General features: G+C 32.6%; 9 protein-coding genes. 5 read left to right on the plus strand and 4 right to left on the minus strand.

Annotated elements, in window-relative coordinates; all coding sequences use genetic code 11:
* Window positions 1-19 precede the first annotated feature (19 nt).
* Window positions 20-2,143: a response regulator gene (locus ACKTTR_RS07115; RefSeq protein WP_408027182.1), complete on the minus strand. Its 2,124-nt coding sequence runs from the start codon at window positions 2,141-2,143 to the stop codon at window positions 20-22.
* Between the two features lie 191 nt (window positions 2,144-2,334).
* Here ACKTTR_RS07115 and ACKTTR_RS07120 point away from each other — a divergent pair, with 191 nt between their 5' ends.
* The 3 genes from ACKTTR_RS07120 to ACKTTR_RS07130 all read left to right on the plus strand — a co-directional run bounded on the left by ACKTTR_RS07120 (window position 2,335) and on the right by ACKTTR_RS07130 (window position 9,514).
* Entirely contained in the window at window positions 2,335-2,547 is a 213-nt protein-coding gene (locus tag ACKTTR_RS07120; RefSeq protein ID WP_408027183.1) for a hypothetical protein, read from the plus strand.
* 296 nt (window positions 2,548-2,843) lie between these two features.
* Window positions 2,844-8,564 carry a PKD domain-containing protein gene (locus tag ACKTTR_RS07125; protein WP_408027184.1) on the plus strand — a complete coding sequence of 1,907 codons (5,721 nt, stop codon included), beginning with the start codon at window positions 2,844-2,846 and terminating at the stop codon, window positions 8,562-8,564.
* Window positions 8,565-8,578: 14 nt separating this feature from the next.
* On the plus strand, window positions 8,579-9,514 hold the full coding sequence (locus tag ACKTTR_RS07130; RefSeq protein ID WP_408027185.1) for a PorP/SprF family type IX secretion system membrane protein: 936 nt from the start codon (window positions 8,579-8,581) through the stop codon (window positions 9,512-9,514).
* A gap of 89 nt (window positions 9,515-9,603) precedes the next feature.
* Here the strand turns inward: ACKTTR_RS07130 and ACKTTR_RS07135 are convergent, their stop codons facing one another.
* Genes ACKTTR_RS07135 through ACKTTR_RS07145 form a run of 3 tightly spaced genes read right to left on the minus strand, consistent with a single transcriptional unit; the run spans window position 9,604 to window position 11,709 of the window.
* Window positions 9,604-10,170, minus strand: a complete 567-nt coding sequence (locus ACKTTR_RS07135) for an RsmD family RNA methyltransferase (RefSeq protein WP_408027186.1) — start codon at window positions 10,168-10,170, stop codon at window positions 9,604-9,606.
* Window positions 10,170-11,030, minus strand: coding sequence for a DUF3822 family protein (locus ACKTTR_RS07140; RefSeq protein ID WP_408027187.1), 861 nt, complete (start codon window positions 11,028-11,030; stop codon window positions 10,170-10,172). Before ACKTTR_RS07140 ends, ACKTTR_RS07135 begins: the two co-directional genes overlap by 1 nt.
* On the minus strand, window positions 10,975-11,709 hold the full coding sequence (locus ACKTTR_RS07145) for a hypothetical protein (protein WP_408027188.1): 735 nt from the start codon (window positions 11,707-11,709) through the stop codon (window positions 10,975-10,977). The genes ACKTTR_RS07140 and ACKTTR_RS07145 overlap by 56 nt, the downstream gene beginning before the upstream one ends.
* Window positions 11,710-11,811: 102 nt before the next feature.
* Between ACKTTR_RS07145 and ACKTTR_RS07150 the strand changes: the two genes are divergently transcribed.
* Window positions 11,812-13,239, plus strand: coding sequence for an ATP-dependent DNA helicase (locus ACKTTR_RS07150; RefSeq protein WP_408027189.1), 1,428 nt, complete (start codon window positions 11,812-11,814; stop codon window positions 13,237-13,239).
* 131 nt (window positions 13,240-13,370) lie between these two features.
* On the plus strand, window positions 13,371-15,875 hold the full coding sequence (locus ACKTTR_RS07155) for a PIG-L family deacetylase (RefSeq protein WP_408027190.1): 2,505 nt from the start codon (window positions 13,371-13,373) through the stop codon (window positions 15,873-15,875).
* Window positions 15,876-15,889 lie beyond the last annotated feature (14 nt).

Here is a 15,889-nt window from a genome sequence, read left to right on the forward strand (position 1 = left end):
AGATATTAAAAAAAGGGAGCTAATTAGCTCCCTTTTTTATTGCACTTTTATTTAGAGGAAGTACCCCAAAACGTTGTTTATATATTTTAGAAAAATGTGTTGAGTGTAGATAACCTACTTCCAAGGCTAATGTTTTTAATAATACAGAAGGATTTTGTTCTACGATACTTCGAGCCTTTTGTAATTTAATTTCTGTAATAAGTTGATTAGGAGTTAATCCGGTAGCTGCTTTTATTTTTCTATTTAAAGAACTTCTGGAAGTGTTAAAATGTTGAGCAATATCTTCTTGTGTCATGTTAGGGTTAGAACATTGCTCATTAATGAATTTTTGTACTTTTTTAATCCATAAGTTACTTTGACTTAATTCCTTTTTTTCAATAGTGTTTTCTTCAATAAAAGTTGTTCGGTTTATACTGTTATTTAAGGCGTTTTGAATTCGAATAAGTAACTCTTCTTTTTCAAAAGGTTTGTTCAAATAATCATCTATACCTAATCGAAGGACTTTTAATTTGCTTTTAGAATCGGTGCGAGCTGTAAGCATTAAAATAGGAACATTTATTTTTTTCTCTTTAATATTTTCTATCAAAGTTAACCCATTCATAACAGGCATCATGTAGTCGGTAACTATAAAGTCAATTTTTTCTTTAGAAAGAATATCTAAGGCTTCTTTTCCATTTTCAGCTTCAAAACAAGTATAATTGTTTAAAATACTTTTTAAATAAGCTCGCATTTCAAAATTATCATCAACGATAAGGATAGTGTAAGGTTTTGTTACCTCAGAGCTAATTACTTTTTTATGAGTAAAGGATTCTTCATAAGTGTTTTGTACCGTTGTTTCTTCTAAATTTTCTTTTGTGTTAATTTTTGATGCTTTGGGTAGCATTACTATGAACGTACTTCCTTTATCTAATTTACTCTCTACAGTTAATTTCCCTTGATGTAATTCAATAATTTCTTTACTAAAAGCCAATCCAACACCACTACCACCAGCTTTATTAATATCATTTTTAGCTTGGTAAAAACGGTCGTATATTAAATCAATATCTTTCTTAGCAATTCCAATACCAGAGTCTTTAACCGCTATAAAAACTTGCTCATTATTTTCATATAAAGTGATTGAGATATTTCCGTTTTTTGGGGTATATTTAATAGCATTGACAATAATGTTGTTTAGAGCTCTTTCTAAAAAAACAGTATCAGATAAGACCCAACATTCTTCGTTTACTTTTTTTATAGTAAATGAAATTCCTTTTTGGCTACAAAGAGGTTCAAAAGAAGTATATAGTTTATTAATTAAGTTGTTTATTAAAAAAGGAGTTGGATAAATTTTAAAATTAGCATCTTTCATTTTTGCTAAATCGAGTACGTCGTCAACTATAGTTTTAATTTTATTAACCTGTTTGTTTAATCTATTTTTAATTACAAGACTTTCTGTTTCATAAGGAGTATTTTTAAATGCATCTAGCCCATCTATTTCTCCTTTAATTAAGGTTAGTGGTGTTCTAATTTCATGAGAAACATTGATGAAAAATTGAGACTGAAATTCATTTAATTCTTCTAATTGTTTTCGTTGACTTTCGAGGGTTTCTTCACTTTTAATATTTGCATTTTTAAAGTACTGCACTAGAAAAAAGAAAATGATAAACTGAATTAAAATAAGTATTGGGGAGCCAAATGTTCCTTCTGGGTAGATTGGAAAAACATGTATTGGAATAACAAAAAGCAAATAAGAAATGATAAAAACACTATAAAGTAAGTATTTGTTATTGGTAAAAAGTAAGAGAAAAACAGGTACAACAATGTAAAAATATTCAATATAGCCACCTCTTTCAGCAAAATTACAGAACATAAAATTACTATATAGAATTAAAGAAAAAAACAAGATACGTGCTACCATAAACTTACGTTTGTACTGTAAAAATAAGGTAGCTAATAATCCAATTATACTGCCCGTATGTACTAAAACAGGAAATGAGGAAATTCCTTTTTTCAGAGTGTCTTCAGTAATTAAAACAAGTTCAATTAAAAACCAATTAGAAATAAAAATATTGAGTAAACGGACTCTCTTACTTTCTAGTTTAGAAAGTTTATCTGTTACTCCAATATTGGTTATGTTGCTATATAGCTTAGCTATTTTCTTCATATGAATAATTAATAGTCAAATATATTAATCTATAGATAAAAGAGTTGTTTTTTGGCGAATTCTATTAGTAATATATTTTTTTTAAAGTGTTTGCAGCGAGTGTTTTAATGTGTATGACACAATAGTGAGTTTGTTTGAAACAATATTGATGTTGATATAAATCATATTTGCAACATATAAAAATTAATAACATGTATACATTAAATATTGTAAACAATTACATGTATGATTGTTTCTTTCAAAATCGAGAAAAAAGGAAAGATTACATTGTTAATCACCATCATAAATCCAAAATAGAAAACTTAGGAAATGGTTATTTAGAAGTTCTTGGAATGGGAGTTGTCAATTTTATTGATTTAGGAGCTAAAAAAATAGACGGATATAATTACCCTGAAGAACATTAGGGAGTTTTAATAAGAACTCACACTGTAGAAGGGTATTATCGTTATGAAGGAGGTGGAGAATTGACTCTAGAAATAGATGAGTTAGGTGGGTATACACTTTCAACTTCAAATGGAAAAATGATTATGATAAGTCTACCAGAATTAACCATAAACTAAACATTTAAAGAACTATAAATTATAGGTCACTAGCAATACTTAATTTAAGATATAGAACCTCAATAGGAACGAGATATAAGACAGTACCAGTCGTCAACAATTTAATTATTGACGATTTTAAATATTTATAAATAATAATTATGGAAAAACGACTATTCTATTTTTTAGCGTTAATAATATCTTCAATAATGGCTCAAAAGGTTGCTGCTCTAGCAACAGCATCTGGTAGAGTAGAGTATACAACTTCGGTTACCGATAGAAACAATGTAAGTAAAGCTGACTTAGAAGATCACAGTAATTACCTGTATGGTGAAGCACACCAAGCCATGTCAACTAAGGTGTCTACCAACTTAAGCCTATCGGTAGCTAATCCAATTATAGGTATGGCAAAAGATGCGACTGTATCTGCACAGCAAGTAACTTTTAACTATTATATTGAAAACTTAGGTGATGTTGACCTATCATCATTAAGCTTAAGTGATGACTTAGATGTCGTTTTTGGTACTGGAAATTATACAGTAATTAGCCAACCTACTTTTGTTGATAACCCAGGAACAATTAATTTAAATACAGATTTTAACGGAAGTGCAGACACGCAAATAATTATAGGCGGAAGCACTTTAGCAATTAGCAGAACAGCCCAAATACGACTAGTTATCCAAGTAACAAATGTAACAAACCTAGGTCTTGGAATAGGTAATTACAGCAGTCAAAGTATCATTTCAGCTTCTGATACAACAACTACTGTAAATGATTTGTCAGATAACGGTACTGACCCAGATCCTAATGGAAATGGTGTTTCTAATGAGGCTGGAGAAAACGATCCAACAACTTTTACCATTGCACTACCACCTTGTTCAGCGGCCACGCGCTTATATGTAGATAGTAACGCCACCACAGGCAGCAACGATGGTACCTCTTGGACAAATGCCTTTACCAATTTGCAAGATGCGCTAAACTGTATCGATGATGGTGAAGAAATTTGGGTTGCCTCGGGCACGTATCATCCTAACTCAGCACCTGGGACAACACTTACTAACCCTACGGAGTTTTATTTCTGGATGAATAAAAATATCAAACTCAAAGGGAGTTATAACCCAGCTACTAATACCCAAGATTTTACAAATCCATCCATACTATCGGGCGACTTAGGTACTACAAATACGGTACATGTATTAGTTACCACTAACCTTAACAATACAGCTCTTGTTGAAGGTTTTACTATTACAAAAGGGGCTGCGATATATCATACAGGAATGATAACTATTGGCGGGCAAGTAATACATTATAATAGAGGAGGAGGGATATACAATGCTTCTTCATCTCCAATTTTTAAGAATATTACCATTAGTGAAAACAAAGCTCAATATGGTGGCGGTGGAATGTATAATGATTCCTCTTCACCAGCTATTGTAAATTTGTTGTCTACTAACAATACAGTACGAGGGAGATACGGAGGATATAGTGATAGCAATGCCTACGGAGGCGGTATGTTTAATTCGGCTTCTTCACCAACTATTACAAATGCTACTTTTGCTTATAATACAGTCAGGGGAGGAGATGGAGAAGTTATTGTACCCGGAGTAGGAAATGACGGTGGTAGTGGCCATGGTGGTGGTATATATAACGAAGCTAATTCTTTGGCAACTATCACCAATACGGTGTTTATATATAATAGTGCTGCTGGTGGTGGTTCTAACTTTGGTTCAGCCGGAGCTGGCTATGGAGCTGGGATATTCAATGAAAGTTCTCCTTCAAGCTTAGTTAATGTTACTTTTAATAACAACTCAGCTACCACCAACGGTGGCGGAATGCATAGTAATGACTCTAATACAACGCTATATAATACTGTTTTTTACGGAAATGGTGCCGATATATCCTCTTCAGGGGGGAGTACATTTATGGGAGCTGATAATTTTTCTGAAAATTATACTGGTACTGGCTTTACTCAACTTACAGCTAATCCTTTTTTAGCTCCTACTTTGCCTAAAGGAAAAGATGGTATCTGGGCTACTCCAGATGATGGCTTACGTTTGATAGCCACAAGTCCTGTCATAGATGCCGGAAATAACGCCAACCTCCCTACTGACAGTTTTGATTTGGATGGCGATGGCAATACCACCGAAAGTATTTCCTATGATATTGTAGGAGAAGATCGTGTGCAAAACACAACAGTAAACATCGGCGCTTATGAAGGCGTAGTCAGCTGTCCATATCCAACGGCTACCACACTTTATGTCAATGCTTCGGTAAGTGGCGGTACAAATGACGGTAGCTCGTGGGCCAATGCCTATAATAATTTGCAAGATGCTATTTGGCAAACATATGTATGCTCCAATATCACCGAAATATGGGTCGCTAAAGGTACCTATAAACCCTTAAATGAAACTACAGTCATTGAAATTCCTGAAGGTGTTAGTCTTTACGGCGGTTTTGCAGGTACAGAAACTGCTCTAAGCGATAGAGATTGGACAGCAAACCAAACCATTTTAAGTGGTGACTTAAACAGTAACAGTAATACAGATGACCACGATGCTCACGGAATACTAACCGTAAAAAGTGAAAACATTGTTGTTGATGGGTTTATTTTTGAACACGGTTTTGCCGATGACGGAAGCTCGTTAGAAGGGCGTACAGGTGCTGCGTTATTAACCTACACAAGTGCAAAGGATATTGCTATAAAAAATTGTGTCTTCAGAAATAATGAAGCTGGGGGTACAGGTTTTAATGGTGTTGGTGGTGCAGTAATTACCTACGGTACTAACGTGAGCTTTACCAATTGTTTATTTTACGCTAACAAAGCGAAATATGGTGGAGCAGTTTCTATAGAAGGTGGTAGCTTAAAGCTTATAAACTGTAGTTTTACACAAAACGAAGCAACCGATAACGGCGGTGCTCTTAATACCAATGGCAAAGACGTAACTATTGTTAATAGTTTATTTACCGAGAATATTTGTGGTGGCACTAGTTGCAATGCTGAAATAAATGGAGCTATAACTAACATAACTTATAGCTATGTAAAAGGTAAAAACCCGTCAGGCACAGGTAATATTGATGGTACTACAATAACCGACCCGTTATTTGTTGATGCCGCGAATAATGATTATGGCTTGCAAAACGGCTCACCACTTTTAAACGCAGGAAATAACGCAGCCAATAGTGAAGCGAAAGATTTAGGAAATAATGCTCGTATTTTAGGTACAACAATAGATATTGGTGCCTACGAGTCTGATGAAATATTGGTAGATTTTACAATATCAGGAGGGTATTGTGTAGGAAACGAGGTAATCTTTACTGATAATTCATCTTCACCTAACGGAGCCATTGTAAGTTGGGAATGGGATTTTGGAGACGGCAATACTTCAACAGAACAAAATCCTACACATATATATACCGATATAATTAATGCCGAAATAAAACTAAAAGTCATTGATATTACAGGAAAGGAAAATACAATAACGAAAACGTTTAGTGTACAATCACCAAAAGCAAAGTTTAATGCAAACCCTACAGTAGGGCAAGCACTTCCGCATACTGTGTTTTTTACAGATCAATCTACTTTACCAGATACATGGAATTGGGATTTTGGAGATGGAGGTACTTCAACAGCACAGAATCCAATACACTCTTATACAGCTGCAGGAGATTACACAGTAAACCTTACAGTAAAAGACACTGTGAATGGATGTACTAGTAAAGCAACAGGTTTAATAAAAATAGTAATTCCAAGAGCACAATTTAGCGTTACATCCAGACGAGGTTGTGGGCCTCTTACAGTAAACTTTACAGATGAATCAACCATAGACGGAAATGATACCGTAGAAGGATGGTTATGGGATTTTGGTGATGGAAATACATCTACCGAACAAAACCCAACACATACTTATGAATCTGTAGGGATTTATAATGTAAGTTTAACTATAACTACTGTTATAACAGGGTTAACAAATACCAATACGAAATCAAATTTTATACAAGTTATAGGGGCCAATCCAGATTTCTCTGCTGATGTAACCACAGGTTGTGACCCTTTAACAGTTAGATTTTCTGATGCTACTGTTTTTTATGGGCCTCCGTCAGATTGGTTATGGGACTTTGGAGATGGAACTACGAGCAATATATCAAACCCTAAGCATACTTATACAGAAAATGGAGAATTTGATGTAAGCTTAACAGTTACCGATAGCGATGGATGTAGTAAAACAATTATAAAAAAAGCATATATAAGTACTGTAGAAACAGTACAACCAACAGTAATAACTAAAAATTTGACTGCCCCATTAGATGCTTCTGGAAATGTAACTATTTCTACAACAGATATAGATAATGGTTCTACGGATAATTGTGGAATAGCTTCAATAAGTCTTGATAAAACTACTTTTAATTGTTCGGATGTTGGAATTAATACGGTAACATTAAACGTAACAGATACCAGTGGAAATAGTAATACCGCCACGGCAACCGTAACTGTAGAAGACAATACACTGCCTACAGTAATCTGTCAAGATATTACAGTTTCATTAGATAACACAGGAATTGCAACGATTAGCACTGCTGATATTGATAATGGAAGTACGGATGCTTGTGGGATTTTCTCAATGAGTTTAGATAAAACTACATTTGATTGTACTGATATAGGAGTAAATACGGTAATCTTAACTGTTACTGATGTAAATGGAAATAGTAATACTTGCTCAGCTACTGTAACCGTAGAAGATATTACGCCACCAACAGTAATATGTAAGGATATTACAGTTTCGTTAGATGCTACAGGAGTGGCGACTATTACCACTGCTGATATTGATAATGGAAGTACGGATGCTTGTGGAATTTTCTCAATGAGTTTAGATGCCACCACATTTAATTGTACCAATATTGGAACAAACACGGTTAATTTAACTGTTACTGATATTAATGGAAACAGTAATACTTGCTCAGCTACTGTAACCGTAGAAGATATCACGCCACCAACAGTAATCTGTCAAGATATTACTATTCAACTAAATGATTCAGGTAAGGCAACGATTACAGCTACTGATATTGATAATGGAAGTACAGATATTTGTGGAATAGTTTCAATGAACATAGATATTACCGATTTTAATACTTCAAATGTAGGGGATAATACGGTTAATTTAACAGTAACGGATGTTAGTGGAAATACAAATACTTGTACAGCTACCGTAACAGTTGAAGACGTCACACCTCCTTTAGTAATAACAAAAGATATAATTGTGCATTTAGATGCTAATGGAAGTGCAACTCTAAACCCAGAAGATGTTAACGACGGGTCTTATGATGCTTCAGGTATTGTTCGTATGAGTTTAAGTAACACAAATTTTACTTGTCCTACATTAACTGAGTATACGGTGATCTTAACCGTAATAGATGCTAACGGCTTATCAAGTTCAGAAGAGGCAGTTGTTACATTTACTGCTTCTGATTTAGACAATGATTTAATAGCAGATATATGTGATAACGATATAGATGGTGATGGAGTTTTAAATGAAAATGACAACTGTCCAACAACATCAAATCCTGATCAAAAGGATTTAGATCAAAACGGAATAGGAGATATTTGTGATAGAGGAGATTTAAAGGTGTCAAAAGGTTTTTCACCCAATGGAGATGGTATTAATGATGTATTTAAAGTACAAGGTTTACACACTCAATCAAAAAATACATTAGAAGTTTATAATCGTTGGGGAAGCAGAGTATACTATTCTGTCAATTATCAAAATGAATGGAATGGTAAAGGGAGTAATCAAGAGGAGAAACTTCCTGCAGGAGCCTATTTTTATGTATTAAAGATAGATGAAGGTAAAAGAATGCTAAAAGGATGGGTTTATATTAATTACTAAAAAGAAAAACAGAAATGAGTTTTATAAAGAGAATAATTAGTACAATAATTCTTGTATTAGGTTTACAGGTAGTATACGGTCAACAAGAACCTTTGTACTCTCAATATTATAATAATTTTAGTCTACTAAATCCAGCTTATGTAGGAACCCATGATTTTTTTACAGTAACTTCGAGTGTACGTAACCAATGGGTTAATGAACCAGGAAGTCCAAGAACTGGCTCATTAGCTTTACATGGAGGTATTGGAAATAATTTGGGGATGGGGTTCTCTGTTATATTTGATAAGGTGTATGTGTTAAATGAAACCCATTTGTATGCCGATGTTTCATATGCAATTCAGCTTTCAGATAAAACAACTTTATCTTTTGGACTTAAGGGAGGAGGAAGCTTTGTAAATGTAGATTTACAAAGTTTAGGAATAACAAACGATCCTCTTTTTAGTCAGAACATTAATAAGTTTATGCCAAACATAGGTACTGGAGCTTTTTTCTATACAGATGCATTATACATAAGCTTATCAGCATTGAATTTATTAGGGAACGAGTATTATGACAGAGGAAATGGTATGGTAACTTCGGCAACAGATAGCATGATTTTTTACCTTTCATCAGGGTATAATTTTGTGATAAATGATAAAGTAAGTTTAAAACCATCTTTTTTAACGAGATATACTAAGGGAGCTCCGTGGTCAACTGATATATCATTAGGAGTATTGTTAAATAAGCAAATTGAATTTGGGTTCTCTCATCGTTTGAATGATGCTGTAGCAGGATTGTTTCAAATACGAGTAAAAGATAACATTCGACTAGGATATAGTTATGAAAGTTATTTATCAAATGTGAGCCCATATAATAGCGGTTCACATGAAATTAGTATAGCATTTGATTTAGGAAAAACAGAAATAAAAAGAAACAAAAGAAAGCCTCCTTTTTATTGGGATGGAAAGTAAGAAATAGAGCTGAATTGGGGAGCAGCTCTATCTGGGGGATGAAAGGAAAGAGAGAAGTATTGAATTATACAATCTCTTTTCTTTCTTTTTTATTCTTCTTCATCACTACTATCGCTCTCAGTAACTTCAAAAAAGCTAAAAACATTACCTCCGTAACGTTTTTCGTAGCTATAAAAAGGATGTTTAGATAAATCTGTGTGTTTAGAGTGCTCAATTATTAAAAGACCATCATCATTTAATAAATTACGATTAAAAATTATATCAGCTATTTTTAAAAACTGACCTTCCTCAAAGTCATAAGGAGGATCAGCAAAAATAACATCCGTTTTAAGAGGTGTTTTTTCTAAAAACTTATATACATCACTCTTATAACTGTTAATAGACATGCCTAAATCTTTAGCTGTCTGATTAATGAATTTTATACAAGCATAATGAGCATCAACAGCATAAATAGTTTCAGTACCTCGTGAGGCAAACTCGTAACTTATATTTCCTGTTCCAGAAAATAAATCTAGTACCGAGATGTTATCAAAGTAATAGAAGTTATTTAAAATATTAAATAAAGACTCCTTTGCCATATCAGTTGTAGGTCGTACAGGTAAGTTTTTGGGAGCTACAATTCTTTTACTTTTATATTTTCCAGAAATAATTCGCATTAGGCTATAAGTATAAAATTAGAATGATTCGAAAAGTCTTCACTATCAGCAAAAAAACTATTTATAGGGTTCATAAAGTGAATATTTCGAATGTATGTGTAAGTAATAGAGTATATATCAGATTCTTTTTCAATATCACCAATAAAAGTCAATTGGAAAGAATTTGGATCCATTTGTAATTGTTCAGCAGTGAAAAGAATATAATATATAAAATCTTCTTTTGTATTATATGAAAATGAGTTATAAAATAATAGTTTCCCTTCTTTACAAACAACAATATCTAAATGAGAAGAAGAAACATATACAAAAAACTGTTCTTCAGAATCATTTTCAGAGTAATTGAGCAGTTTGTCAATTAAAACTGTTGAATGATGTTTGTATTCAAATTCTCCAAAATTTTGAAAAAGATAGTTGTTAATGTTTACATAAGGTATGTAAACTGTATTAGCAGCTATTACATTATGTAAATCGTAAGTAATAAAATCTGTTTTTAGTGTTTTTACATCATACTTTAAATAAGGAACTAGATTGTTTCTATCAAAAAGTTTGTTAGGAACTAATGTAGCTAAATTGTTTTGGTGAATAGCAAAAACAGATGTAAAGTCTTGCTGTAAGTCTTTGTCAGTATCAAAAATACGGATGATTTTATCTAGTAACAGTTCAGGAGAAGCTATAGAACTAGTAAAGGTATATTCAGTAAAAAGAAGAGTTTCTTTTGTATCTGAGTTAGAGATACAAAAAGAAAATCCATCCAAACTAAATTGGATGGATAGACTTTTATGCTGCGCAAAAGCGCTATTTTTTTTACTCTTTTTTTGCAATTGCTTCACCTTTATCGTAATAAGGAGGCCAGTTACCACCTACAGTTACTTCAGTTAAAGAACCAACAGAAACAAATTCACCTTTAATTTGATCTGTTTCAATAGCTTCTAATTCTTGTTTTATTAAAGAAGGGTTCATTCCTTTTAAGATAGGTTTCTTAGAAACTTTAGCTTCAAAAACAGGAACTTCTAAACCAGCAACTTTCTCAACTCTACCTGTAGCTAATTCAAATTTTTCTTCTGTACCAGGAACATCAAACATAGTAGCATACTCTTTACCTTCAAAATATTTTAAAACAGGCTCGTACCCTACAGTGTCAACAACTTTAACAGATATATCTTTAGTAATACCACCACCTAATTCAACAGTTTTTTCAACATTTTTAGTTTCAGTAATAGCTAATTGACCATTTTTAATAAAGGTAAGTAAAGTATCTTTATTGTTAGTATATGTTCCGTAAACTTCTTTATATTTTACTTCAGCGTCTCGAATCAACTTTAAATTCTTAATAACTTTAGCATAACGTACTCTCTTGTCTTTGTTAAAATTGATAGGCTCCATAACACCATTATAAATTTTATATACTAAAAAGACAGTTGCTCCTAATAATAATATAGAGACTAACCATCTCATTTTTAGAGGAACAAACTTAACAACAAGTAATGCTAAAAGAACTGCAACTACAACAGCTGCTAAAATCATTAATAATAAACTCATTTTTTTAATTTTTAATGTATGATATTCGCAAATCTACAATTTTTTTTCAATGATGAAAATAATTATTTATAAATAGACTTATCTTTGAATATTATTTGAAATATGATACAAACTGCTTCGAAATTTTATAAAGAAATACTACAAAAGTTTCCATACACTCCTACAGAAAAGCAAAATGAGTTATTAGATGTCCTAACAGACTTTATTTTTTCAGATGATAATCGTGCTTTATTTTTATTAAAAGGATATGCAGGAACAGGAAAAACAACCATAATAAGTACTGTTGTACATAATTTATGGAAGATAGGTCAAAAAGCAGTTTTGTTAGCACCTACAGGGCGTGCAGCTAAGGTGATTTCAGGATATTCTAACCGACAGGCATTTACAATTCATAAAAAAATATACTTTCCAAAAAAACAAAGTAGTGGAGCTGTAAACTTTGTAATGCAACCTAATAAGCATACTGATACACTTTTTATAGTGGATGAAGCTTCTATGATTTCTGATGAAAAGCAGAACGCTAAACTATTTGAAAATGGTTCTTTACTTGATGATTTAATCTCGTATGTATACTCAGGAAAAAATTGTAAAATTATTTTTATTGGAGATACTGCACAGTTGCCACCTGTAAAATTAACAATGAGTCCAGCTTTAGAAGCTGACAAACTTTCGTTTGAATTTAATAAAGAAGTTACCGAAATTGAGTTAGACGAAGTGGTTCGACAAGAAGAAGGATCAGGAATTTTAGCCAATGCAACCGATTTACGCTTATTAATTCAGAACGATTCAACACATTTTCAGTTTGATGTAAATTATCCAGATATTATTCGTCTACAAGACGGTTATGATATTCAAGATGCTATAACAACTGCTTATGATGGAGAAATAGGTGTAGAAGATACTGCTATTATAGTACGTTCAAATAAGCGAGCAAATCAGTACAACCAACAGATTAGAACTAAAATTCGCGGACAAGAAAACGAGATTTCTACAGGTGATTACGTTATGGTTGTCAAGAACAACTACTATTGGTTAAAAGATTCTTCGTCTGCTGGTTTTATCGCAAATGGAGATATTTGTGAAGTAATGCGTATCAATTCAATTAAAGAATTATACGGATTTAAGTTTGCCGAAGTAGAAGTTCGTATGATTGATTATCCTGATATGAAACCTTTTGAAACAGTATTGTTGTTAGATACACTTGCTAGTGAAAGTCCGTCACTAACCTATGAAGAGTCAAATCGTTTGTATGAGGCGGTAAAAGAAGATTTTGCACATGAAAAATCGAAGTATAAGCAATTTATGGGAGTAAAGAAAAATAAGTATTTCAACGCACTTCAGGTAAAGTTCTCGTACGCAATGACCTGTCATAAATCTCAAGGGGGGCAATGGAAAACTGTTTTTATAGAACAACCATACTTACCAGACGGAGCTTCAGTAGAATATTTAAGATGGTTATATACGGCTGTTACTCGTGCACAGGAAAAATTGTATTTAATAGGTTTTAAAGACGAGTACTTTTTAGATTAGGAAATAGATTTATATTTTTTCTATTGAAGAAACAGTTTTTACTCTCTTTAATAGAAATGTTAGCATTTTGTTAATGTACTTAATACTTTAGTTAAAAAAGTTACATTTGTGTATTACTCAAACTATTAAAAATGCACAAAAAAGTACTTTTATTACTATCTTTTTTATTGATTTCACTAACAATAAGCGCACAAAAACCAAAAAAACTTACTTCAAATCAGATTTACGAGAAAGTTCAAAAATTAAACTTTCTAGGTTCTGCATTGTATATAGCAGCACACCCTGATGATGAAAATACACGATTAATAGCCTATTTATCTAATCACGAAAAAGCAAGAACAGGATATTTATCGTTAACACGTGGAGATGGAGGTCAAAATTTAATAGGTCCTGAAATGCGTGAGCTTTTGGGAGTTATTCGTACTCAGGAGCTGTTAGCAGCAAGAGGAGTAGATGGAGGAGAACAGCGCTTTTCTAGAGCAAACGATTTTGGGTACTCAAAACATCCAGATGAAACTTTAGAAATTTGGGATAAAGATAAAGTATTAGCCGATGTAGTTTGGGCAATTCGTACTTTCAAACCAGATGTAATAATCAATCGATTTAATCATAGAACTCCAGGAACTACACATGGACATCATACATCTTCGGCAATGTTAAGTGTTGAAGCATTTGATTTAGCGAATGATAAATCAAAATATCCAGAGCAACTACAACATACAGGTACTTGGAAGCCAAATAGATTATTTTTTAATACTTCTTGGTGGTTTTATGGAAGTCAAGAAGCTTTTGAAAAAGCAGACAAAAGTAAAATGTTAAACTTTGATATAGGAACTTATTATCCTTTAAAGGGCTTGTCAAATAATGAACTAGCAGCAATAGCAAGTAGCCAGCATTTATGCCAAGGATTTGGTAGATTAACTACTAGAGGAACTCAAACAGAATATGTAGAGTTTTTAAAAGGAGAATTTCCTAAAGACAAGAAAGATATTTTTTCAGGAATAAATACCACATGGAATAGAGTAGAAGGTGGAGGAGAAATAGGAGATATTTTATATGATGTTGAACAAAATTTTGATTTTGTAAATCCGTCAAAACACCTTCCAGATTTGTTAAAAGCATATCAAAAAGTTCAAAAATTAAAAGATGAACACTGGAAGAATATTAAAACCAAAGAATTAAAAGAAATTATTGAAGCTTGTGCAGGTTTGTATCTAGAAGCTTCAGCAGAAAGTTCTAGTGCAACACCAAATAGTTCAGTGAATATTGATTTTGAAGTGTTAAATAGAAGTGGAGTTTCAATGGAGTTATCTTCGATAAAGGTACTTCCAGAGAATAAAAAAATAATAAAAGACTTAGATTTAGCGAATAACGAAAAGAAAACGTTTACAGAAACAATTTCTATACCTGAAATACCATTTTCATCACCTTATTGGTTACAAAAGCCTTGGAGTTTGGGAATGTACACAGTAGAAAGTCAGCAATTAAGAGGAAAACCAGAAACACCAAGACCAATTCAAGTACAATTTGATTTAATGATTGAAGATGTATCAATTTCTTTTGTAAAACCAGTGGTACATAGATATTCAAAAAGAGATAAAGGAGAAATATATGAGCCTTTCGAAGTGTTGCCTAAAGTAACAACAAAGCTATTGAATAAAGTGCTTGTTTTTTCTTCAGAAAAATCTCAAAAAGTGACTGTAGAAGTCCGCTCAGGTGCAAAAAACACAAATGGAACAGTTGCTTTAAAAGCACCAAAAGGGTGGAAAGTTACTCCAAACGAAGCAAAATTTTCTATCGATCAAAAGGGAGATATTCAATTGATTGATTTTATGGTTACTCCAACACAAAATGAATCAGAAGGAGTTTTAAAAGCAATAGCAAAGATTAACGGCAAAACTTATGATAAAGAATTAATAGAAATTAATTATAGTCATATTCCTAAACAATCAGTATTACTACCATCACAAGCAAAAGTAGTACGTATGGATATTAAAAAGAACGGTACTAAAATAGGATATATACAAGGTTCTGGTGACGCAATTCCTGAAAGCTTGCAACAAATTGGTTACGAGGTAACAGAATTGAATGTAAATGAGATTAATGGCAATTTAGAGCAATTTGATGCGGTTGTTGTTGGTATTAGAGCATATAACACTATAAAAGAGTTACAGTTTAAGCAAAAATACTTGTTAGAGTATGTAAAAAATGGAGGAAATGTAATTGTACAGTACAATACAAACAGAAGAGTAGATGTACAAGCTCCATATGATTTACAGTTGTCTCGTGATAGAGTTACGGATGAAAATGCAAGCGTAACATTCTTAGCAAAAGATCATTCTATTTTAAATTATCCAAACAAAATTACGGAAGCTGATTTTGAAGGATGGGTACAAGAACGCGGATTGTACTTTCCGAACAAATGGAGTAAAGAGTACACTCCAATATTATCTATGCACGATAAAGGAGAGTCTTCGAAAAAAGGAAGTTTGTTAATTGCTAAATACGGTAAAGGAAACTATATATACACAGGATTAAGCTTTTTTAGAGAGCTTCCGGCAGGAGTTTCTGGGGCTTATAAGTTATTTGCGAATTTATTATCTGTAAAAGAAAATACGGTGATTAACGAAAAATAAAATTGTGTCAAACA

The organism is Tenacibaculum litoreum, assembly GCF_964513915.1.
Taxonomy (GTDB): domain Bacteria; phylum Bacteroidota; class Bacteroidia; order Flavobacteriales; family Flavobacteriaceae; genus Polaribacter; species Polaribacter litoreum.